The sequence below is a fragment of the Desulfovibrio sp. TomC genome (genome assembly GCF_000801335.2).
Classification (GTDB): domain Bacteria; phylum Desulfobacterota; class Desulfovibrionia; order Desulfovibrionales; family Desulfovibrionaceae; genus Solidesulfovibrio.
This window is the reverse complement of the sequence record NZ_JSEH01000011.1, coordinates 35,983-56,961: the sequence shown is the minus strand read 5'-3', so window position 1 is coordinate 56,961 and position 20,979 is coordinate 35,983. Positions and strand designations below refer to the sequence as shown.

At 63.2% G+C, this 20,979-nt stretch carries 23 protein-coding genes and 1 other RNA gene; all 24 read left to right on the top strand.

Going from position 1 to position 20,979, the window contains the following annotated elements; genetic code table 11:
- The first annotated feature begins 99 nt into the window (after nucleotides 1-99).
- Nucleotides 100-1,140 (top strand): rod shape-determining protein, encoded by a 1,041-nt coding sequence (locus NY78_RS12055; RefSeq protein WP_043636181.1) that lies wholly within the window; start codon nucleotides 100-102, stop codon nucleotides 1,138-1,140.
- A 154-nt stretch (nucleotides 1,141-1,294) separates the two neighbouring features.
- Nucleotides 1,295-2,248, top strand: coding sequence for a rod shape-determining protein MreC (gene mreC / locus NY78_RS12050; protein WP_231583975.1), 954 nt, complete (start codon nucleotides 1,295-1,297; stop codon nucleotides 2,246-2,248).
- Complete coding sequence (locus NY78_RS12045; protein WP_043636178.1) at nucleotides 2,245-2,715, top strand: hypothetical protein; 471 nt, start codon at nucleotides 2,245-2,247, stop codon at nucleotides 2,713-2,715. Before mreC ends, NY78_RS12045 begins: the two co-directional genes overlap by 4 nt.
- Nucleotides 2,705-4,552, top strand: a complete 1,848-nt coding sequence (mrdA, locus tag NY78_RS12040) for a penicillin-binding protein 2 (RefSeq protein WP_043636176.1) — start codon at nucleotides 2,705-2,707, stop codon at nucleotides 4,550-4,552. The genes NY78_RS12045 and mrdA overlap by 11 nt, the downstream gene beginning before the upstream one ends.
- 28 nt (nucleotides 4,553-4,580) lie before the next feature.
- Nucleotides 4,581-5,693, top strand: coding sequence for a rod shape-determining protein RodA (gene rodA / locus NY78_RS12035; protein WP_043636173.1), 1,113 nt, complete (start codon nucleotides 4,581-4,583; stop codon nucleotides 5,691-5,693).
- Between the two features lie 57 nt (nucleotides 5,694-5,750).
- The gene (locus NY78_RS12030) at nucleotides 5,751-6,158 is read left to right on the top strand and encodes a bactofilin family protein (protein WP_043636170.1); all 408 of its coding nucleotides are present in this window, start codon (nucleotides 5,751-5,753) and stop codon (nucleotides 6,156-6,158) included.
- A gap of 123 nt (nucleotides 6,159-6,281) precedes the next feature.
- On the top strand, nucleotides 6,282-6,701 hold the full coding sequence (locus NY78_RS12025; protein WP_043636167.1) for an ATP synthase F0 subunit B: 420 nt from the start codon (nucleotides 6,282-6,284) through the stop codon (nucleotides 6,699-6,701).
- 45 nt (nucleotides 6,702-6,746) lie between these two features.
- Nucleotides 6,747-7,340: a F0F1 ATP synthase subunit B family protein gene (locus NY78_RS12020; RefSeq protein ID WP_442855200.1), complete on the top strand. Its 594-nt coding sequence runs from the start codon at nucleotides 6,747-6,749 to the stop codon at nucleotides 7,338-7,340.
- A complete protein-coding gene (locus NY78_RS12015; protein WP_043636164.1) occupies nucleotides 7,337-7,888 on the top strand; it encodes a F0F1 ATP synthase subunit delta in 552 nt (183 codons plus the stop codon). The genes NY78_RS12020 and NY78_RS12015 overlap by 4 nt, the downstream gene beginning before the upstream one ends.
- 4 nt (nucleotides 7,889-7,892) lie before the next feature.
- Nucleotides 7,893-9,401, top strand: a complete 1,509-nt coding sequence (gene atpA, locus NY78_RS12010) for a F0F1 ATP synthase subunit alpha (RefSeq protein ID WP_043636161.1) — start codon at nucleotides 7,893-7,895, stop codon at nucleotides 9,399-9,401.
- 91 nt (nucleotides 9,402-9,492) lie between these two features.
- Nucleotides 9,493-10,377, top strand: coding sequence for a F0F1 ATP synthase subunit gamma (locus NY78_RS12005; protein WP_043636158.1), 885 nt, complete (start codon nucleotides 9,493-9,495; stop codon nucleotides 10,375-10,377).
- Between the two features lie 18 nt (nucleotides 10,378-10,395).
- Entirely contained in the window at nucleotides 10,396-11,808 is a 1,413-nt protein-coding gene (gene atpD / locus NY78_RS12000; RefSeq protein WP_043636157.1) for a F0F1 ATP synthase subunit beta, read from the top strand.
- Nucleotides 11,809-11,813: 5 nt separating this feature from the next.
- Entirely contained in the window at nucleotides 11,814-12,239 is a 426-nt protein-coding gene (locus NY78_RS11995; protein ID WP_043636155.1) for a F0F1 ATP synthase subunit epsilon, read from the top strand.
- 142 nt (nucleotides 12,240-12,381) lie between these two features.
- Nucleotides 12,382-12,822 carry a F0F1 ATP synthase subunit epsilon gene (locus NY78_RS11990; RefSeq protein ID WP_043636152.1) on the top strand — a complete coding sequence of 147 codons (441 nt, stop codon included), beginning with the start codon at nucleotides 12,382-12,384 and terminating at the stop codon, nucleotides 12,820-12,822.
- A gap of 88 nt (nucleotides 12,823-12,910) precedes the next feature.
- Complete coding sequence (glmU, locus tag NY78_RS11985) at nucleotides 12,911-14,272, top strand: bifunctional UDP-N-acetylglucosamine diphosphorylase/glucosamine-1-phosphate N-acetyltransferase GlmU (RefSeq protein WP_043636149.1); 1,362 nt, start codon at nucleotides 12,911-12,913, stop codon at nucleotides 14,270-14,272.
- A 44-nt stretch (nucleotides 14,273-14,316) separates the two neighbouring features.
- Nucleotides 14,317-14,496, top strand: coding sequence for a cell division protein ZapB (gene zapB / locus NY78_RS11980; RefSeq protein WP_043636146.1), 180 nt, complete (start codon nucleotides 14,317-14,319; stop codon nucleotides 14,494-14,496).
- Between the two features lie 45 nt (nucleotides 14,497-14,541).
- Nucleotides 14,542-14,796 carry a cell division protein ZapA gene (locus NY78_RS11975; RefSeq protein WP_043636143.1) on the top strand — a complete coding sequence of 85 codons (255 nt, stop codon included), beginning with the start codon at nucleotides 14,542-14,544 and terminating at the stop codon, nucleotides 14,794-14,796.
- Between the two features lie 35 nt (nucleotides 14,797-14,831).
- Nucleotides 14,832-15,013: non-coding RNA, 6S RNA (gene ssrS, locus NY78_RS23720), on the top strand.
- 162 nt (nucleotides 15,014-15,175) lie between these two features.
- Nucleotides 15,176-16,735, top strand: a complete 1,560-nt coding sequence (gene rny, locus NY78_RS11970) for a ribonuclease Y (RefSeq protein WP_043636142.1) — start codon at nucleotides 15,176-15,178, stop codon at nucleotides 16,733-16,735.
- Nucleotides 16,736-16,809: 74 nt separating this feature from the next.
- Nucleotides 16,810-17,550 carry a DnaJ domain-containing protein gene (locus tag NY78_RS11965; protein ID WP_156180930.1) on the top strand — a complete coding sequence of 247 codons (741 nt, stop codon included), beginning with the start codon at nucleotides 16,810-16,812 and terminating at the stop codon, nucleotides 17,548-17,550.
- 25 nt (nucleotides 17,551-17,575) lie between these two features.
- The gene (locus NY78_RS11960) at nucleotides 17,576-18,352 is read left to right on the top strand and encodes a TIGR00282 family metallophosphoesterase (RefSeq protein ID WP_043636138.1); all 777 of its coding nucleotides are present in this window, start codon (nucleotides 17,576-17,578) and stop codon (nucleotides 18,350-18,352) included.
- A 34-nt stretch (nucleotides 18,353-18,386) separates the two neighbouring features.
- The gene (locus tag NY78_RS11955) at nucleotides 18,387-18,863 is read left to right on the top strand and encodes a hypothetical protein (RefSeq protein ID WP_043636135.1); all 477 of its coding nucleotides are present in this window, start codon (nucleotides 18,387-18,389) and stop codon (nucleotides 18,861-18,863) included.
- Nucleotides 18,864-18,874: 11 nt separating this feature from the next.
- On the top strand, nucleotides 18,875-19,252 hold the full coding sequence (locus NY78_RS11950; RefSeq protein ID WP_047960168.1) for an SPOR domain-containing protein: 378 nt from the start codon (nucleotides 18,875-18,877) through the stop codon (nucleotides 19,250-19,252).
- A gap of 37 nt (nucleotides 19,253-19,289) precedes the next feature.
- Nucleotides 19,290-20,564 carry a tyrosine--tRNA ligase gene (tyrS, locus tag NY78_RS11945; RefSeq protein ID WP_043636133.1) on the top strand — a complete coding sequence of 425 codons (1,275 nt, stop codon included), beginning with the start codon at nucleotides 19,290-19,292 and terminating at the stop codon, nucleotides 20,562-20,564.
- The last annotated feature ends 415 nt before the right edge of the window (nucleotides 20,565-20,979 follow it).

Genomic DNA, 20,979 nt, shown 5'->3' with positions numbered 1-20,979 from the left:
TTTCCGGGGTGTCAAATCAACCGTTGACAATGCGGGACGAATCGGCAAACACAACGCGTCTGCGAGAGTATGCGCCGATTTTGCGGCAAGCGAGGCGGTATGTCCAGTTTTTTGAATAGGATATTGGGGCTTTTCTCCAACGATCTGGCGATCGATCTGGGGACGGCCAACACATTGGTGTTCGTCAAGGGCAAGGGTATTGTCCTGTCCGAGCCGTCTGTGGTGGCGGTCAAAAAAGACCCCCGGGGCGGCAACAAGGTGCTGGCCGTTGGCCTGGAAGCCAAGCGTATGCTCGGCCGCACCCCTGGCAACATTGTGGCCATACGGCCCATGAAGGACGGCGTTATTGCCGACTTCGAGGTGACCGAGGCCATGTTGCGCCATTTTATTTCCAAAGTGCATAACTCCCGGCGGCTGGTGCGGCCCCGGATCATCATTTGCGTGCCGACCGGCATCACCCAGGTGGAAAAGCGCGCGGTCAAGGAATCGGCCCAGAGCGCCGGCGCGCGTGAGGTCTACCTCATCGAGGAACCCATGGCTGCGGCCATCGGGGCCAATTTGCCCATCACCGAACCGACCTCCAACATGGTGGTGGATATCGGCGGCGGCACCACCGAGGTGGCGGTCATCTCCCTGTCCGGCGTGGTCTATTCCAAGTCGGTGCGCGTTGGCGGCGACAAGATGGACGAAGCCATCATGCAGTACGTCAAACGCAAGTACAATATGCTGATCGGCGAATCCACGGCCGAACAGATCAAGATCCAGGTCGGCTCGGCCCACCACTCCACCAGCCAGGGGGAGATGGAAGTCAAGGGCCGCGATCTGGTCACGGGCATTCCGCAAAACATCACCATCACCGCCGAGGAAGTGCAGAAATCCATCTCCGAGCAGGTGGAAAGCATTGTCCAGGCCGTGCGTATCGCCCTGGAACAGACGCCCCCGGAACTGGCCGCCGACATTGTGGACCGGGGCATTGTCCTGACCGGCGGCGGCGCACTCCTGCGCGGCCTTGACCAGCTGTTGCGCGAGGAGACCTCGCTGCCCATCACGGTTGTTGATGACCCGCTTTCGACGGTGGTCCTCGGGTCCGGTCGGGCTCTGGACAACCTGGACGTGTTAAAAGAGGTCACGATAGATTAAACCTTCTCCCCAGCGGATCGCGATCGGCCTGCTCGTCGTCCTTTTTCTCTACCTGGGCCTTTTCACCTGGAACATCCGGACAGGCTACGTCGATACCTTGGCGAGCCATACCGGACTGGAGTTCGCCAGGTGGGTTTTGGCCCCGGGCAAATGGGTGAACGAACAGGTCTCGTCGTTTTGGACCCGCTATCTGTATTTCGTGGGCATCCGGCAGCAGAACGACCAGCTGCGTCTGGAGCTTGATGCCGCGAAATTGGAGCTTTCCGGGCTGCGTGAAAATGCCTCGGAAGTGGTGCGCCTGCGCCAGTTGTTGTCCTTGACGCCGCCCGTCGATTGGACACGCCTGGGGGCTCGTATTATTTCCCATCGTCTGGGGCCGAATGCCGCCCTGGAGACGTTTCTCATCGACAAAGGCAGCGCCCACGGCGTGACCGTCAACGCCCCGGTGGTCTCCCCGGACGGGGTGGTCGGCCGGGTGTTGCGCATTTCCCCCACCGCGGCCACCATCCTGCTCATCACCGACCCCAACAGCCACATCCCGGTCGTTTCCCAGAAAAACCGCACCCAGGGCCTGGTCAAGGGCGAAGGCCCGTCCAAGGAATTGACCCTGCAGTACGTGCCGCAGGGAGCGCCCATCGAAGAAGGGGAGATCCTGGTCACTTCGGGGCTGGAGGAAATTTTCCCCAAGGGCCTGCCCATCGCCCGGGTGACGAGCATTGGCCGGTCGGGGTCGTCGCTGTTCCAGCTCATCCACGCCCAGCCGCTCTTTTCGCCGCGCCAGCTTGAAGAAGTGGGGCTGCTCTTTCGCACCACCGACCTCCAGACGCCAGGCGGGGCCGCGCCGGCCCCGGCCCAGCCGGTCTCGCCGGTGGTCACGCCCCAGGCCCCCCTGGCCAAGCCTGCCAAGGGACTCAAAAGCCCGGCGGCCATTCCCCCGGCCCCGGGGCAGGGCGCGCCGCTGCCCCCGCCTCCGGCGGCTGTCCCGACGCCGGCTCCCCAGCCGGCTCCGGCGGCGGCCAAGCCCGCCGAGGCCGCCAAAAAACGCGACGCCGCCAAACCCGACGCCGAGAAGAAACACCGCAAGACGGTCCGGACCACAGGGCAATGAGACCGGCCCACATTGTCTTTTGGGTGTGCGTGACCTTCGGCGGGGTGTGGCTGCAAAACCTCGTGCCCGGGGTGGACTTCCTGGCCCCCGGCCTTATCCTGGCCATGCAGGAAGAGCGCTGGCCCGTGTCGGTCTGGCTGGCCTTTATCTGGCTCTTTATCCACGAAGGCACCGGTTCCATGCCCTTCGGGGCCGGCATTTTGTGGTACGGCGCGTTGGCCGGGATTTATTTTTTCGGGCATTGGCTTTTTGAGGCCCGCAATTTTCTCTTCATGTTCATCCTGGGGGCAAGCCTTGGCTCCATGCATTTTCTGCTCATAAACATCATGGCCCTGCTGCAGGACTGGTCGCTGCCCATGGACCGACTGCTTGTGGAGTGCGCTCAGCAGACCCTTATTTTTCCCATCGAGTGGGGGCTGCTCTACCTGATTCACCATTATCTCCCGGACAATCGCCATGCGGCTTGAAACCGAAGCTCCGCAACAACACGGCCCGCGTTCCGGCCTGATTCTGCTCCAGGCCCTGGTGCTGGGGCTTTTTTGTCTGTTCACCCTGCGCCTGTGGTATCTGCAGGTCCACAAGGGCGGCAAATTCGCCGATTTGGCCCGGGACAACCAGCTGCGCCAAGTGCTCATCGGCTCGGCCCGGGGCCGCATTGTCGACAAGAACGGCGTGCCCCTGGCGGTGAGCGAACCCTCCTTTGCCCTGGGCCTGGTGCGCGAGGACTGCGAGGACGTGGACGCCACCCTGGCCAAGGTGTCGGAGTGGACGGGCGTGGACAAGCATGTCCTGGCCGAGACGCTCAAACGCGGCAAGAAACGGGTCAAACCGTTCGAACCATTGATCCTGATCACGGATCTGCCCTTCGAGGCCCTGGCTCGGGTCGAAGCCAATTCCATCCTCTATCCGGGCCTGGAGATCGTCATCCGCCAGAAACGCTCGTATCCAACCGGCGCGCTCATGTCCCATGTGCTGGGGTACGTGGCCGAAGCCAACGAGGACGAGCTGGAGAAAAACCCCCAACTCTCGCTTGGCGATTCGGTGGGCAAGCAGGGTCTTGAACTGACCCACGAAGATGAACTGCGGGGGGCCAAGGGCCGCAAGCAGGTCGAGGTGGACGCCTTTGGCCGGCAGCACAACGAGTTCATCCTGGAGCCGCCCCAGGCCGGCAAGGACCTCAAGCTGTCCATCGACACCAACCTGCAGCGCGAATGCTCCAAACTGCTCGAAGGCCAGGCCGGGGCCATCGTGGTCATGGAGCCGGAGACGGGCAAACTGCTGGCCATGGTCAGCGAACCAAGCTTTGACAACAACATGTTCGTGCTGGGCGTGCCGGCCGAGAAGTGGCGGGAGCTGCGCGACAATCCCCGCCATCCCATCCAGAACCGGGTGACCCAGGGCGTCTATCCGCCGGGGTCGGTCTTCAAGCTCCTCATGGCCGCAGCCGGCCTGTCCGAAGGATTGATCAAGCCCGGCGACATCGTCGCCTGCCCGGGCGTCTACAAGGTCGGCAACCGGGATTTCCACGACTGGAAAAAGGGCGGGCACGGCGCCCTGGATCTGCGCGGGGCGTTGGTGCATTCCTGCGACATCTATTTTTACAAGCTCGGCGACCGCATGGGCATCGACCGCCTGCACGACTACGCCACGGCCAGCGGGTTCGGGGTGCGCACCGGCATCGAACTGCCCCATGAAAAGGCCGGACTGATCCCGTCCAAGGAATGGAAACGCAAGCGTTTCGGGGCGGCCTGGTCCAAGGGCGAAACAGTCATCGCCTCCATCGGCCAGGGCTATGTGCTGGCCTCGCCCCTGCAGATTGCCCGCTATCTTTCGGCCCTGGTCGGCGGCGGCAAGCTCATGAAGCCGGAGCTGGTGGAGACCGAGCCCCCCCAGGTGGATGCCGAGTTGCCGGTCAAGGACTCGGACCGTCAGATCATCCTCGACGCCATGGTGACCACCGTCGAGCAAGGCACAGGCAAGTCGCTGTTGCGTTCCGATGTGGTCACCGGGGCCAAGACCGGCACGGCCCAGGTGGTCAAGCTCATCAACGCCGATGTCCGGCGCAAGGCCAACCAGATGCCCTACGAGCAGCGCGACCATGCCTGGGTCGCCAGCTGGGGCCGAAAAGACGGCAAAACCTACGTCGTGGTCTGTCTGGTGGAACACGGCGGCCATGGCGGCGAGGTCAGCGGACCCATCGTGCGCAAGGTCTACGAACAGCTTTTCGGGCCAGCTCCGGCCCGGGGGCCGCGGACGGCTGCGCCGGCAGTGCCGGCCGTCGATCCGGTCGACGCCGGGGATTAGCCCCAACCGATCCGCAACCGGGGAAGCCATGCCTTTTGACAGACGTCTCATCCAGTGCGTGAACTGGCCGCTGCTCGGCCTGACAGCGCTTTTATTCGGCGTGGGAGTGCTCAACCTCTATTCGGCCAGCGGCTTTCGCATGGGCGACGAGCTGGCCATGCAGCCGTTCTACAACCGCCAGCTCATCTGGGGGCTGGCCGGACTGGGCTGTATGCTGGCCATGGTGCTCTTTGACTACAAGCACCTGGGGACCATCGCCTGGCCGCTTTTCATCGCCATGGCCGTCATGCTGGTGCTGGTCCTGCTTTTTGGCAAGACCGTGGCCGGAGCCAAACGCTGGCTGCCCATCGGCGGCTATTCCTTCCAGCCAAGCGAGATCGCCAAAATCGCCATGCTGCTGCTGACGGCCAAGATCCTGTCCAAGCGGTCCGAGCGGATGGGCTGGCTGGATCTGGCCGCCATCCTGGCCGTGTCGCTGCCGGTGGCCCTGCTCATCATCGTCGAGCCGGACCTGGGGACGGGGCTTAACGTGCTGCTGCTCGTGTGCGGGCTGATCCTCTACCGGGGGCTGACCGCGCCGGTTTTCAAGACCCTGGCCATTGCCGGCCCCATCCTCGTCCCGTGCGGCTGGTTTTTTCTCAAACCCTACCAGCAGGGGCGCATCCTGACCCTGTTTGATCCCCAGCGCGATCCGCTCGGGGCCGGCTACCACATCATCCAGTCCCAGATCGCCATTGGTTCCGGACAAATGTGGGGCAAGGGCTTTCTGGAGGGGACCCAGAGCCAGTTGCGCTACCTGCCGGAAAAGCACACCGACTTTGCCGTGGCCGTGTTTGCCGAGGAGTGGGGATTTATCGGCGGCATTTTGCTGCTGACGCTTTTCTGTCTGTTTTTGCTTCAGTTTTACGCAACGGCCAAAAATGCCAAAGACCGTTTTGGCAGTTACCTGGCGGCGGGCGTATTCTTCTATTTCTTCTGGCAAATCCTCATCAATATGGGTATGGTGCTCGGCATCATGCCGGTCGTTGGCATCCCCCTGCCGTTTATCAGCTACGGGGGGAGCGCCACCATCGTGAATTTCACCCTTGTGGGCATCGTCGTCAACGTCTCGATGCGGCGCTTTCTTTTCAAGAAAAGCTAGCGTGGCCGAGTCTTGCGACCCCCGGGGCGACACGTTTCCCGGCGGTCGGAGGGCTTTGTGGGCAAGCACGACATCAACGCCTTCCTGGGGGCCGGCACGTCCTTTGTCGGACGGCTGACCTTTGCTGGGGTGGTGCGCATTGACGGCGAATTTGAGGGCGAGATCGTTTCGTCGGGAACCCTTGTCGTCGGCCGCGAGGCCCGGGTCCAAGGCCGGGTCGCGGTGGGGCATTTGGTGTGCGACGGGTCGGTGTCGGCCGAGGTGACGGCTGCGTCCTCGGTGACCATCCACGCCCGGGGCCGGCTGGCCGGAAGGGTGCGCACACCGGTGCTGTCGGTCAACGAGGGGGGCTGTCTGGACGGGACGGTGTCCATGGGCGATGCGATAGCGGGGGAAGCGGCCCCGGTCGCCTTGACGGCGGGGAGTTTGACCGAACCTTCACAAACCCCGGATAGTGAGTCGTAGAGCGGATTCAAGGGCTTTGGGGCAGTACGATTTTTGTCAAAAAGGGCTGGACAGGCCGGCTCAAATCGGCTACAGCCGCTTGCTGACTTTGCAAAAATTTTCACAACCTCCCGGAGGGCGACGATGATTGACTTAAACGCAACGTTTTTTGTCCAACTCGTCAATTTTGTGCTCATCCTGTTCCTGCTCAATGTCATTCTCATCGGACCCATTCGCCGGGTGCTCAAAAAGCGGGCTGAATTCATGGCCTCCCAGATGGACGGCATTGAATCCTTCACTGCCACGGCCAACACCAAGCTCAAAGACTACGAGTCGGCTCTGGACGCTGCCCGGGTGGCCGCCACGGCCGGCCGTATGGCCATGAAGGCCGAGGGGCAGGCCAAGGAAAAGGAACTGCTCGACGCTGCCGGCGCTGACGCCGTCGCCAAGCTGCAGGCCGCCAAGGCGGAGATCGCGTCGCAGTCCGCTGCGGCGAAAAAGGCCCTTGAGGGCAAGGTGTCGGGGTTGGCTTCCAAGGCCGTGGCCAGGGTGCTGGCGGCTTAAGGCCCGAAGATTTTCGTGGATTTCTCAAGGAAAGGGAGGGTTCAATTGAAAAGGCTCCACCTGAAAAGGCTCCACCTCATCGCCACAGTGGCCCTGGTGCTTGGCGTGGCCGCCCTGGCGTATGCGTCGGGCGATGCCGGGGGCGCGGAGGCCCACCACGAACTGAACTGGAAGGATTTCCTGTTCCGCGTGGTCAACTTCGTGCTGGTGTTCGGCGTCATTGCCAAGCTGGCCGGCAAAAAGATGGTCGGGTTTTTCCGTGGCCGCGGCCAGGCCATTGAGAACCAGTTGGCCGACCTCGACAGCCGCAAGCTCGACGCGGCCAAGCGTCTGGCCGAGATCGAGGCTTCGATCAGCGATCTGGCCGCCGAGAAGGCCCGCATCGAAGACGAGTATCGTCGTCAGGGCGAGGCCCTTCGCGACGCCATCGTTGCCGCTGCCGAGGCCAAGGCCGTCCAGATCAAAGAGCAGGCCGCTACCGCCGCCGCAGCCGAAGCCCGGGTGGCCATGCAGGAACTTCGGTCCGAGCTGGCCGATTCCGTGGTCGCCGCCGCCAAGGCTTCGCTGGAAAAGAAGCTGACCGCCAAAGACCAGGACAAGCTTGTGGATGAATACTTAACCAAGGTGGTGTTCAATTGACCGGCAACATCGTCGCGCGCCGTTACGCCAAGGCGCTCTTCGCGCTGGCCAAGAAGGCCGGCAAGAAGGCCCCGGCGGAATACGGCAAGGATCTGGAGGCATTTGCTTCCGTCCTTGAGGCGTCTCCGGATCTGCTTAAGGTGTTCGCCAACCCCATCATCAGCGCCGATCTGAAGAAAGCGGTGCTCTCCGGGGTGGTCGGCAAGCTGGCCCTTAAGCCCATGGTCGTTAACTTCCTGTCGCTTCTGGCTGACAAGGAACGCCTGCCTTTCGTCCTTGAAGTGTCCGCCTACTACCGGACCCTTTTGGACGAAGCCGAAGGCGTTATGCGCGGACAGCTGCTCACTGCTTTTGTCCTTGCCGATGCCCGCCAGGATCAGATCAAGTCCAAGCTTGAGAAACAGTCCGGCAAAAAGCTGGTGCTGTCTTTTGCCGTCGACCCCGCCATCATTGGCGGCGTGGTCCTCAAGGTCGGCGACAAGGTGTTGGACGCGAGCCTTCGCGCCCAACTTGAAATATTGAAAGAACAAATCAAGAGGGGTGAGTAGGGCCATGCAAATCAAAGCGGAAGAGATCAGCCAGATCATCGAACAGCAGATTCAGCACTATGAGTCTCGCGTCGAGATGAGCGAGACTGGCACTGTGCTGTCCGTCGGCGACCAGATCGCCCGCGTCTACGGCGTCCAGAACGCCATGGCCATGGAGCTTCTGGAATTCCCGGGCGGCGTCATGGGTCTGGTGCTCAACCTGGAAGAGGACAACGTCGGTGTGGCCCTTCTTGGTGAAGACACCCACATTAAAGAAGGCGACCCGGTCAAGCGTACCGGCAAGATCTTCTCGGTGCCCGTCGGCGACGCCGTCACCGGCCGCGTCATCGATCCCCTGGGAAGCCCCATCGACGGTCTTGGCCCCATTGAAGCCAAGGAAGTCCGCAACGTCGAAATCAAGGCCCCCGGCATCATCGCCCGTAAGTCGGTCCACGAGCCGATGTACACCGGCCTCAAAGCCGTCGACGCCATGACCCCCATCGGTCGCGGCCAGCGCGAACTGATCATCGGCGACCGCCAGACCGGCAAGACCGCTGTCTGCATCGACGCCATCCTGGCCCAGAAGGGACAGGGCGTGTTCTGCTTCTACGTCGCCATCGGCCAGAAGAAGTCCACGGTTGCCCTGGTTGCCGAAACCCTGCGTCGTTACGGCGCCATGGAATACACCACCATCATCTCGGCCACCGCTTCCGAGCCGGCCTCGCTCCAGTTCATGGCCGCCTACTCCGGTTGCACCATGGCGGAGTTCCACCGCGACAACGGCCGCCACGCCCTGATCATCTATGACGATCTTTCCAAGCAGGCCGTCAGCTACCGCCAGATGGCCCTGCTGCTTCGTCGTCCCCCCGGACGTGAAGCCTACCCCGGCGACGTTTTCTACCTCCACTCCCGTTTGCTGGAGCGCGCCGCCAAGTTGTCCGATGCCCTGGGAGCCGGTTCGCTGACCGCTCTGCCCATCATCGAGACCCAGGCGGGCGACGTGTCGGCCTACATCCCGACCAACGTCATCTCCATCACCGACGGACAGGTTTACCTCGAGCCGAACCTGTTTAACGCCGGTATCCGTCCGGCCATCAACGTCGGTCTGTCGGTCTCCCGCGTCGGCGGCGCCGCCCAGGTCAAGGCCATGAAGCAGGTCGCCGGCACGCTGCGTCTCGACCTCGCCCAGTACCGCGAACTGGCCGCATTTGCCCAGTTCGGTTCCGATCTGGACAAGGGCACCCAGTTGAAGCTCAATCGCGGCATGCGCATGGTGGAACTGCTCAAGCAGCCCCAGTACAAGCCCATGAGCGTGGCCGAGCAGGTCATCTCCCTGTTCGCCGGTACCCGCGGCTTCATGGACGACGTGCCGGTCGAGTCCGTGCGCAAGTTCGAAGAAGGCCTGCAGGAGTACTTTGCCAACGCCAAGAGCGACATCCTGAACGAAATTCGGGAGAAAAAGGCGCTCGACGATGGGCTTATCGCCAAGCTTGGCGCGGCCATCGACGAGTTCAAAAAGGGCTTCAAGGCCTAAGCGTCGCGCTTAAAAACCATGAAGGGTTTTTGCAAAAAGGCGGCCGCAAGCGGCTGCCGCGCAACGCTGACACAGGCCTAAAGGGGGAGCCATGCCTGCGCTCAAAGACGTCAAGAACAAGATCAACGGGGTCACAAAGACCAAGCAGATCACCAAGGCCATGAACATGGTGGCCTCGGCCAAGCTGCGCCACGCCCAGTCGCGCATCGAGCGGTTTCGCCCCTACGCCGACAAGTTCTACGAGATGCTCGGAGAACTGGCCAAGGGCGCCGACTCCTCGATCCATCCGCTGCTGGAGGCCCGGGCCGAAGTGAAGACCGTCCTTATGGTCGTCATCACGTCCGATCGCGGTCTGTGCGGCGCTTTTAACAACAACATCATTAACGCGGCCCTGAAAGTAGCCCGGGTCAAGGCCGCCGAAGGCAAGGAAGTCAAGATCATGTGCGTGGGCCGCAAGGCCCGCGACAGCTTCCGCCGCTCGAGCTTCGAGATCGTTGCCGCCTACGTCAACGAAATGGCAGCCTTCGACTTCTCCCTGGCCACACGCATCGGTTCCGAAGTCATCGGCGGCTACGTCGGCGGCTCCTACGATGAAGTGATCATGGCCTTCGGGAAGTTTGCCAGCCTCGCCCGTCAGGAACCGACGCTTTTGCCCGTGCTGCCCCTGTCCCCTGCCGAAGCCGGCGAGGAAGTCAAGGCGGATGGCGGAGCCAAGGCCGAGTACATCTACGAACCGTCTGTGGAAGGCTTGCTCGCCGAGTTGCTTCCCCGGTTCATCAATGTCCAGATCTACCGCGGGCTGCTTGACACTTCGGCCAGCGAACACGCTGCCCGTATGCGATCCATGGACAATGCCACCAGGAACTGCGACGACCTCGTCAGCTCGCTTACCCTGGTCTACAACAAGGCCCGGCAAACGGCCATTACCAAGGAACTGATGGACATCGTCGGCGGTTCCGAAGCACTCAAGGGATAACCAAGGGGGCATGATACAATGAGCGCGACAAGCGGAAATGTCGGAAAAATCGTGCAGGTCATCGGCGCCGTTATCGACGTCGAATTTCCCGAGGGCAAACTGCCGAATATCTTGAATGCCCTCGACATCAAGAACGTTAACAATGAATTCGCTACCGACCTCGTGGTCGAAGTGGCCCAGCACCTCGGCGACAACGTCGTGCGCTGCATCGCCATGGACTCCACCGACGGTCTGGTGCGCGGCATGACCGCCATCGACTCCGGCGCGGCCATCCGCGTTCCGGTCGGCAAGGGCGCCCTTGGCCGCATCCTGAACGTCGTCGGCCGTCCCGTGGACGAAATGGGCCCGGTTGACAGCTCGGCCATGTGGCCGATCCACCGTTCGGCTCCGGCCTTCGTGGATCAGTCCACCAGCATCGAGCTGCTCGAAACCGGCATCAAGGTCATCGACCTGCTCATCCCCTTCCCCAAGGGCGGCAAGCTCGGCCTGTTCGGCGGCGCCGGCGTCGGCAAGACCGTCGTTCTCATGGAGCTCATCAACAACATCGCCAAGCACCACGGCGGTCTGTCCGTGTTCGCCGGCGTCGGTGAGCGTACCCGTGAAGGCAACGACCTTTACAACGAGTTCAAAGAAGCCGGCATTCTGAGCAAAGCCTCGCTTGTCTACGGTCAGATGAACGAGCCTCCGGGAGCCCGCGCCCGCGTCGCCCTGACCGCTCTGACCTGCGCCGAGTACTTCCGCGACGAGGAAGGCCAGGACGTGTTGCTGTTTATCGACAACATCTTCCGGTTCACCCAGGCCGGTTCCGAAGTGTCGGCCCTTCTTGGCCGCATGCCTTCCGCGGTCGGTTACCAGCCGACCCTGAGCACCGACCTTGGCGCTCTCCAGGAACGCATCACCTCCACCAAGAAAGGCTCCATCACCTCGGTCCAGGCCGTTTACGTGCCCGCCGATGACTTGACCGACCCCGCCCCTGCCACCACGTTCTCCCACTTGGACGGCACGCTGGTTCTGTCCCGTCAGATCGCCGAGCTCGGCATCTACCCCGCGGTGGATCCGCTTGACTCCACCTCGCGCATCCTGGACCCGCTGGTCCTTGGCGCCGAGCATTACGCCACGGCCCGCGAAGTCCAGTCGAGCCTCCAGAAGTACAAGGATCTCCAGGACATCATCGCGATCCTCGGTATGGACGAACTGTCCGACGACGACAAGCTGACCGTTGCCCGCGCTCGTAAGATCCAGCGCTTCCTGTCGCAGCCCTTCTTCGTTGCCGCCCAGTTCACCGGCAAGGAAGGCCGCTACGTGAAGCTTGAGGACACCATCAAGGGCTTCCGCGCCATCATCGACGGCAAGCATGACGACATCCCCGAGGGCGCGTTCTACATGGTCGGCGACATCAACGAGGCCGTTGAAAACGCCAAGAAAGGATAACGATCATGGCCCAACTCCGCCTTGAAATCGTCACCCCGGACAAGCTTGTCTTGTCCCAGGATGTTGACTACGTGGGCGCTCCGGGTCTGCTCGGTGAATTCGGCATCATGGCAAACCACATCCCGTTTCTGTCGGCCCTTGGCATCGGCAGCCTGATGTACAAGCTCGACGGGAAGGCGCACTACGTCTTCATTGCCGGCGGGTTTGCCGAAGTGTCCGGGAACAAGGTCACCATTCTGGCCGAGGTTGCCGAACGCCCCGAGGACATCGACATCGAGCGCGCCCGCAAGGCCCAGGATCGGGCCAAACAGCGCGTCGAGCGTGAACGCGACAAGGTTGACTTCGCCCGGGCCCAGGCCGCCATGCAGCGTGCGTTCTACCGCATGCGCGTGCGCGAAAACGCCGGGACCATTGCCGCTTCGACGCACTAAACACGCCTCGGACATGTGAACCCCAGGCGGCTCCGAAAGGAGCCGCCTTTTTTTTATGCGTCCTGGTCTGCATTGTCGGACCCGGGGTGTTTCTGGTAGCACCCCGGAAGCAGTCCGTGAAACCCTTTGCCAAGGATCCACTATGGCCCGGACCTTTGCCCTTGAGATTGTCACCCCGGACCGGCTGGTGCTGGCCAAGACCGTTGAATCGGTCACGGCCACAGGCGTGGCCGGCGAATTTACCGCCCTGCCGTTGCACGTTCCCTTTCTGACCGCCCTGAGCATTGGATCGTTTGGCTACCGCGTGGCCGGCAAAACAGAGTACGTGTTTGTCAGCGGCGGCTTTGCCGATGTGTCGCCGGAAAAGGTGTTGATTTTGGCTGAAGCGGCTGAACTGCCTGAAGAGATTGATTTGGACCGGGCGCGTAAAGCCAGGGATCGGGCCGAAGCCCGATTGGCGGTCGAGCGGCAGGAGGCCGTGGATTATACCCGGGCCAAAGCGGCCCTGCAGCGGGCCATGGCCCGTATGAAACTGCACCAGGTGGCCCGGTTGCCCGGCTCGGCCCCGTCCGGCGGGCGCTAGACCCCGCCGCCGACCTGGCGGCAACACTTCCAAGACGCCGCCCGGCCCCTGGCCGGGCGGACACTTCTGACGGATCGGAGAAGACCTCATGGCACAGCGTATCGGAGCATTGGTCCTGGCCGCCGGCAAGGGCACCCGTATGAAAAGCGACGCCCCCAAGGTGCTCAAAACCCTGCTTGGCAAACCCATGCTCTGGTATGTCGAGCAGGCCCTGGCGATTTTGTGCGGCCAAGCGGTCTATACGGTGGTCGGCCACCGGGCCGAGTCCGTGGAAGCCGTCTTTCCGGAACTGGCCGGCCGCTTCGTGCGCCAGACCGAACAGCTCGGCACCGGCCATGCCCTGGCCACGGCCCTGCCGGTTCTGGCCGCCGCCGGCCTTGACCATGTGCTGGTGGTCAACGGCGATGCGCCGCTGGTGACGGCCGAGAGTCTGCAACGGTTTCGTGACGCCGCCCTGGCTGCCAAGGCCGACGTCGCCTTTGTCTCCATCGAGCTGCCCGATCCTGCCGCCTACGGCCGGGTGGTGCGCCAGGGGGACGCGGTACGGATTGTCGAGGCCAAGGATTTTGACCCGGCGCTCCACGGACCGGCCACGGGCGAAATCAACGCCGGGGTCTACCTTGTGCGTCTGGCCGTTGTCGCGCCGCTTCTGGCCGAGCTGTCTAACGACAACAAGAGCGGCGAATACTACATCACCGACCTGATCGGGCTGGCCCAGGCCGCCGGGCTGCGGGTGCTGCCGGTCAACCGGGGGGCGGACGAGGCCTATCTTGGCATCAACAGCCCGCGGGAACTGGTCGGGGCCGAAGAAATTTTACGCCGGCGCATTGTCGACGCCCATATCGACGCCGGGGTGGTGGTGCGGGCGGCCGACAGCGTGCGCATCGGTCCGGAGGTCGCCATTGCCCCGGGCGTGGAGCTGTGCGGGCCGTTGGAACTCTCCGGTGAAACCCGCATCAAGGCCGGAGCGACGCTGGCCTCCCACGGCGTGCTCCTTGACGCCGAGGTTGGCGAAGACGTCGTGATCCATTCCTTTTGCCATCTGGAAAAGGCCCGGGTGGACGCCGGCTGCCAGGTCGGCCCCTATGCCCGGCTGCGCCCGGGGGCGGTCATGGAAGAACGGGCGCGGGTCGGCAATTTCGTCGAGATGAAGAAATCCGTGCTTGGTCCCGGAGCCAAGGCCAATCATCTGACCTATCTGGGCGACGCCGTGATCGGGGCCGGGTCCAATATCGGAGCCGGCACCATTACCTGCAATTACGACGGAGTGCACAAGCACCAGACGGTCATTGGCGAGCGGGCCTTCATCGGTTCCAACTCCGCCCTGGTTGCGCCGGTGACCATCGGCAACGACGCCCTTGTCGGGGCCGGTTCCGTGATTACTTCCGATGTAGCGGACGGGATGTTGGCCCTGGGCCGGGGCCGGCAGGTGACCAAAGCCCGAAAATGAGGCCCCGGCTTGCTTTCCGACGAAAATCAGGCTAGCAGGAAGCCATGGACATTTTCGACGCCCTCGAACAACGGGTCGAACAACTCGTTGCGCGTAAAAAGACTCTGGAAGAAGAAAATGCGGCGCTTCGGGCCGAAGTGGCCCGTTATGCCGAAGAGAAAAAGGCCGTCGCCGAGCGCATAGACGGTCTTCTGGAAAAGCTTCAGGAGGAGCTTGAACCCTAACACTCCGGCCGGTCTTGAGACTGGCGGGGAATCTTCGGTCCTTCGATGCCCAGTTATTCACTGTCCATAATGGGCCTTGAGCTGTCGTTTAAGACAGATGCCGGACCGGAGCGCGTAAGTGCCGCCAAGGAATTGGTGGAGCAACGATATAACTTGCTTAAAGCGGGCGGGAAAACGCTCGGCAAGGAGAAATTGCTGGCCTTTGTCGCTTTAGGTCTGGCTGACGATATGTTGATGTCGAACCAGCAACTTGACCATCTGCATGATCGGGTGGACAATCTGCTGCATAAGATAGATTGATCGGTTGCGCCGCGTGGCGGCGAGCCTTGATAAAAAGTTCCCTGGGGTGTGCGTGATCGTTCGTTTGTTTTTGAGCCGATACTCAAAAATTGGATGCCGCGACGCGTGGCTGGTGTGCGTGCCCGGCTTCGACCGGGTGGCCTGAAGGTCAAACAGCGGCGTCCGCCTTGGTTGCCAAGGTTCAAAAGAACTGACGACACGGCTCTCTGGGGCTTTGCTATAAACTGGAATGCGGAGTGCCGCTGTTGTCCCAAGCGGCATCCCCAACCAGACTTTTGCCACACCTCACGCGGCCTGGGCCATGCATCTTCCGGATTGTGATTCGTCCGATCCCTTGCCCTTGGGCTTTGCCCGTGTTCTCCCCGCTTCGGGAGAAGCCATGGAATTTTCGACCATCTTCATGGGCCTCGTGGGCATCGGCCTGGGCGTGCCGGCCGGCTATTACCTCGATAAATGGATTTCCCAGAAAACGCTCAACGAGGCCAAAACCCTGGCCGAGCGGATTCTCGACGAAGCCCGTAAAGAGGCCTCGGCCCACAAGAAAGAAGTTGTCCTGGCTGCCCAGGACGATCTGTACCGGCAAAAACAGGAACTGGAAAAAGAGTTCCGCGACAAGACCCAGTCCCTGGACGACCGGGAAGAACAGGTGCGCAAACGCCGCGAACGCCTGGAGGAAAAGCAGGAGCTGGTTGTTGTCAAGGAAACCGAGCTGCTCGCCGTTGAAAAGCGCCTGACCGCCAAGGAGCGCGACCTCGAGGAAAAGAGCGAGGAACTCTCGCGCCTGGCCGACGAACACGACAAGCGCCTCCAGGAAGTGTCCGGCCTGACCATGGAAGAGGCCAAAAAGCGGCTCATGGACGAGATCGAGTCCAAGACCCGCCACGAAGCCGCCCGCATGGTCCGCCAGATCGAGATGGAAGCCAAGGAAACCGCAGATAAAAGCGGCAAGAAGATCCTGGCCCTGGCCATCCAGCGCTATGCCGGCGATTTCGTGGGCGAACAGACCGTGACCGCCGTGGCCCTGCCTTCCGAAGAAATGAAGGGCCGCATCATCGGCCGCGAAGGTCGCAACATCCGCGCCCTGGAAGCCGCCACCGGCGTCGATCTCATCATCGACGACACCCCGGAAACCGTCATCCTCTCAGCCTTTTCGCCGCTCAAGCGCCAGATCGCCAAGATGGCCCTGGAGCGCCTCATCACCGATGGCCGCATCCACCCCGCCCGCATCGAAGACATCGTCAAGAAGTGCGAGCAGGAACTCGACGTCAAGATCCGCGAGATCGGCGAGCAGGCCACCTTCGACTCCGGCGTCCACGGCATCCATCCCGAGCTCGTGCGCCTTTTAGGCCAGCTGCAATACCGGACCAGCTATTCTCAAAACGTGCTCCAGCACTCCCTGGAAGTGGCCTCCCTGGCCGGCATCATGGCCGCCGAACTGGGCGTGGACATCAAGCGGGCCAAACGCGCCGGGCTGCTCCACGACATCGGCAAGGCCGTGGACCACGAAATCGAAGGCCCCCATGCCGTCATCGGCGCGGATCTGGCCAAGAAGTTCGGCGAATCCGGCGACATTCTCCACGCCATCATGGCCCACCATGAGGACGTGCCGCCCAAGTCCATCCTGGCCACCCTGGTCCAGGCCGCCGACAGCCTGTCCGGAGCCCGTCCCGGCGCGCGCAAGGAACTGCTGGAGAGCTACGTCAAGCGTCTGGAAGAGCTTGAGAATCTGGCTCTTGATTTCGAGGGCGTGTCCAAGGCCTACGCCATCCAGGCCGGCCGTGAAGTCCGGGTCATGGTGGATTCGGAAAACGTCGACGACGACAAGACGTTTATCCTCTGCAAGGACATCGCCAAACGCATTGAGGACAACCTGACCTATCCCGGCCAGATCCGGGTCACGGTCATCCGCGAACGCCGGGCCGTCGGCATCGCCAAGTAGCACCGCTTGCAAGGCCCCCGGACGTGTCCTCCGGGGGCCTGCCCAAATGGCCCGGCGGGCCGTCTGAGGGGGCCATGAACCAGCCCGACTTCTACGCTGTCCTCAACGTGCCCCAGGACGCCGACGCCGGGCAGCTGCAACAGGCGTATCGCCGGTTGGTTCGGACCTGCCACCCCGATGCCGCTCCCAACGACCCGGCCGCTGCCGCGTTGTTTCTGGCTGTCAGCGCAGCCTACGGCGTGCTCCACGATCCGGCCAGGCGGGCGGCCTACGACGGGCAGCGCCGGCTGGCCCGGGCCGCCAACGCAAACGGTCCGGCTCCATCCCCGTCCACTGTCGGGTCCTGGGTCGTGGCCGTTTCCCAGACCGAAGCTGTGCCCAGGCAGGGCGACGATGTCGCCCTGGCCCTTGACATCCCCGACTCGCTGGCCCGGACCGGTGGCCAATTGCTCCTGAACCTCGGTCCGGGGGCGGCCTGCCCGGCCTGCCGGGGGACGGGCAACCGGCTGCGGACCTGCTGGGTGTGCGACGGCCGGGGCAGTATCTGGCAGCCGGCCGGTCCCGGTCGGGCGGCCAGGGCCTGTCCGGCCTGCAACGGCCAGGGGGTGGCCCGCAGCCCCTGCCCGGCCTGTCTCGGCCGGGGGCGCAACGACCAGCCCCGGCGCGGGAGTCTCATCATCGCCCCGGGTACCCCGGATGGGGCGCAACTGCGCGTTTGCGGAGCCGGGCAGCCCGGAACGGGCGGCCGGCCGGCCGGCGATCTCCTGGTGACCATCCGCCTGTTTCCGGCCCTGGCGTCCGATTGGGCCGTCTAACCCCAGCCAAGGACCGGTTTGGACCATGCGCATGCTGTTTCTGGGCGACATCTTCGGCCGGCCGGGCCGTTCCATCGTCTTTGAGCGCCTGCGCCAGGTCCGCCGCGACTGGAATGTGGCCCGGGTGGTGGCCAACGCCGAGAACGCCTCGGGTGGGATCGGCCTCAACGCCAAGGCTGCGCGCCAACTCCTCGACGCCGGCATCGACGTCATGACCGGCGGCAACCACATCTTTCGCAACGCCGACATCACCCCTTTTCTGGAGACCACCGACCGCCTCTTGCGTCCGGCCAACTATCCCGCCGGTGCGCCGGGAGCCGGATGGGCCGTCTATCGCCCCAAAGACGGACCGCCCTATGCCGTCATCAACCTCCTTGGCCGCACCTTCATGCCGGCCGTGGACTGCCCCTTTGCCTCGGCCGACGCCATCCTGGCCGGTTTGCCCGGCGACGTGACCCTGCGGCTGGTGGATTTTCACGCCGAAGCCACCAGTGAAAAAAAAGCCATGGGCTATTATCTCGACGGCCGGGTCAGCGCGGTCCTTGGAACCCACACCCACGTCCAGACGGCCGATGCCCAGCATCTGCCCCGGGGAACCGCCTATATGACCGACATCGGCATGACCGGCCCGGCCGCCTCATGCCTCGGCATGGACCCCGAGGAAGTCATTGCCCGCTTTCGCACCGGCCTGCCGCGCCGTTTTGTCGTCTCCAGGGCCGCGCCGGAAATGCAGGGCGCGTTGCTGGATATTGACGCGGCCACGGGCAAGGTCGTAACTATCAGTGGTTGGCGGCTGGCCTGAGGGCCACACAAGCTCCCGACTGGAGGATTTCCCCATGCGCATCGCCACCCGTCTGATTCTTGCCCTTGCCTGCATTGGTCTGGCCGCCCAAGCCGCCCAGGCCGCGCCTGAGCGCACGGCCATCTATATGACCGTGGCCGGCCCCCTGGAAGTGGTGCGCGACGGCGCAGCCTCGACCGTGCTCCTTGGCGGACGCACCATCCATCAGGCCACCGGCGCGGCGCTCACCGCCCAGTCCTACATGAGCGTGGGCGACCTCGCCGACGGCTACGACGCCGTGCTTATCCGCCATGGCGTGGGCAACGCCGAATGTCCCATCACCTATGATCTGGTGGCCGTTGGCCGGGACAAAACCTACGCCGTCATTCCAGACATCACCAAGTGCTCGCGCATCCTCAACATCAATGTGGACGGCGACCGGCTCATGATTGTGACCGAGCGGCAAAACGGCCGCACCGAGATCATTGAGTACAATGACAAGCAGCGTCGTCGCCCCGACGCCAAACCCTAGGCGGTCTGCCCATGCGCGGTATCCTCGCTTCCCTTGTCTTGCTGGCCGCGCTCGCCCTTGGCGGCTGTGCCGATGAAACCGTTTACGACTGGCAAAAACCCCACGACACCTATCAGGTCGGCTCGTTTAGCCACGCCCAGAAGGCCGACGCGCTCAAGGCCAAGCTGGTCCAGAACGGCTTTGACAGCCGCATTGAAACCGACATCAAAAACGGCCAGTTTGCCCTCAATGTCCTGGTCGACGTCTACAACGCCCAGCCCGACACCGTGTCGCGCCTGGAGACTATCACCGGGACCAAGCCGCTGCTGCGCGGTAAAACGCCGTCCAAGACCACCTCGCCAGGAACGCCTGCTGCAAAGCCGGGAACGGCGCCGGCCTCGGGCCTCTGATCTTCGCCTAACCACCTGACCGCCTAAAGGAATCGCCGTGAACATCTTCGACGAACTCTCCTGGCGCGGCCTCGTCCATCAATCCTCCGACGAGGCCGAACTGCGCCAACACCTCAACACCCCCGGCCGCGTCATGTACTGCGGCTTCGACCCGACCGCCGACAGCCTGCACATCGGCAATCTCGTGCCGCTTTTGGCCCTGGCCCGCTTCGCCAAAGCCGGGCACAAGCCGCTGTTTCTCCTTGGCGGAGCCACCGGACTCATCGGCGACCCCAGCGGCAAGGACAAGGAACGCCAGTTGCGCACCGCCGACATGGTCGCTGCCTCGGCCGAAAAAATCCGGGCCCAGGCCATGGCTTTCTTCGAACGCCAGGGCGTGGCCGACCGCGTCACTCCGGTCAATAATCTCGACTGGACCCAGGCCATGTCCGTCATCGAGTTTTTGCGCGATACCGGCAAGCACTTCACCATCAACTATATGCTGGCCAAGGATTCCGTGAAATCGCGCATCGGCCGCGAAGATACCGGCATCTCCTACACCGAATTCAGCTACATGATCCTGCAATCCATGGACTTCGGGCATTTGAACCGAGCCATGGGCTGCACCTTGCAAATCGGCGGCGGCGACCAATTCGGCAACATCACCGCCGGCCTGGAACTCATTCGTCGCAAGACAGGCGCTCAAGCCTTTGCCCTCACCTTTCCGCTCATTACCACCGCCTCCGGAGCCAAATTCGGCAAAAGCGAAAAAGGGGCCATCTACTTAAATACCGCCCTGACCTCGCCCTATGCCTTCTACCAATACTGGATCAACGCCGACGACCGCGACGTCCTAAACTTCCTGCGCTATTTCACTTTCCTCGAGAAAGACGCCATCGACGCCCTGGCCGTCGAGATCGCCGAACGCCCGCATCTGCGCGCCGCCCAGAAAACCCTGGCCCGGGAAACCACCATCATGATCCACGGCCCAGACGAACTGGCCAAGGTCGAAGCCGTTACCGACGCCCTGTTCGGCGGCGGCGACCTGCACGCCGTGGATGCCGCCACCCTGCGCGCCGCCCTGGAAGCCGCGCCCGGCAAGAACTATCCGGCCCTGGCCGAACTGCCGCAATTGCCCAACCTCTTGGTCGATCTCGGCCTGTGCCCGTCGCTTGGACAGGCCCGCAAAGACATCAAAGCCGGCGGCATCTACCTCAATAATACCCGCGTGGCCGAAACCCAGGCCATCACCGCCGCCGACTGCCTCGGCGGCAACATCCTGCTTTTGCGCAAAGGGAAAAAGAACTACGGCGTCGTGACGCTGGGCGCATAGCCGGGGCGCTGCGCTGGGGCGCATAGCCGGGGCGCTGCCCCGGACCCCGCCGGGACGCTGTCCCGGACCCTGGCAGGGCGCTGCCCTGCACCCGCCGGGGGGATCATCCCCCCGGACCCCCGGATGGGGTGGCGGGAGTGGGGGAAGTGGGCCGGGAGAGAAGACGGCGGCGGGAAGCTGCCGAAGATGGGGGCGGAATTTGGCCCGATGATGCCGCCGCTGGCGCGGCAGGCTCATCAGGCCAAATTCCGCCCCCAACCTGCCCTCGGCCCCGAAACGGGGCCGACAGGTTCGAGGAAGAACAACCAGACAGGGTTGCCCGGGACAGGAAGGCGGACGCAACGCCTTGGGTACGGGGATTGGATGCAACACCCGGGGCCTGGGTTGGCTGGAAGGCCCAGCAAACGGGGCGAGG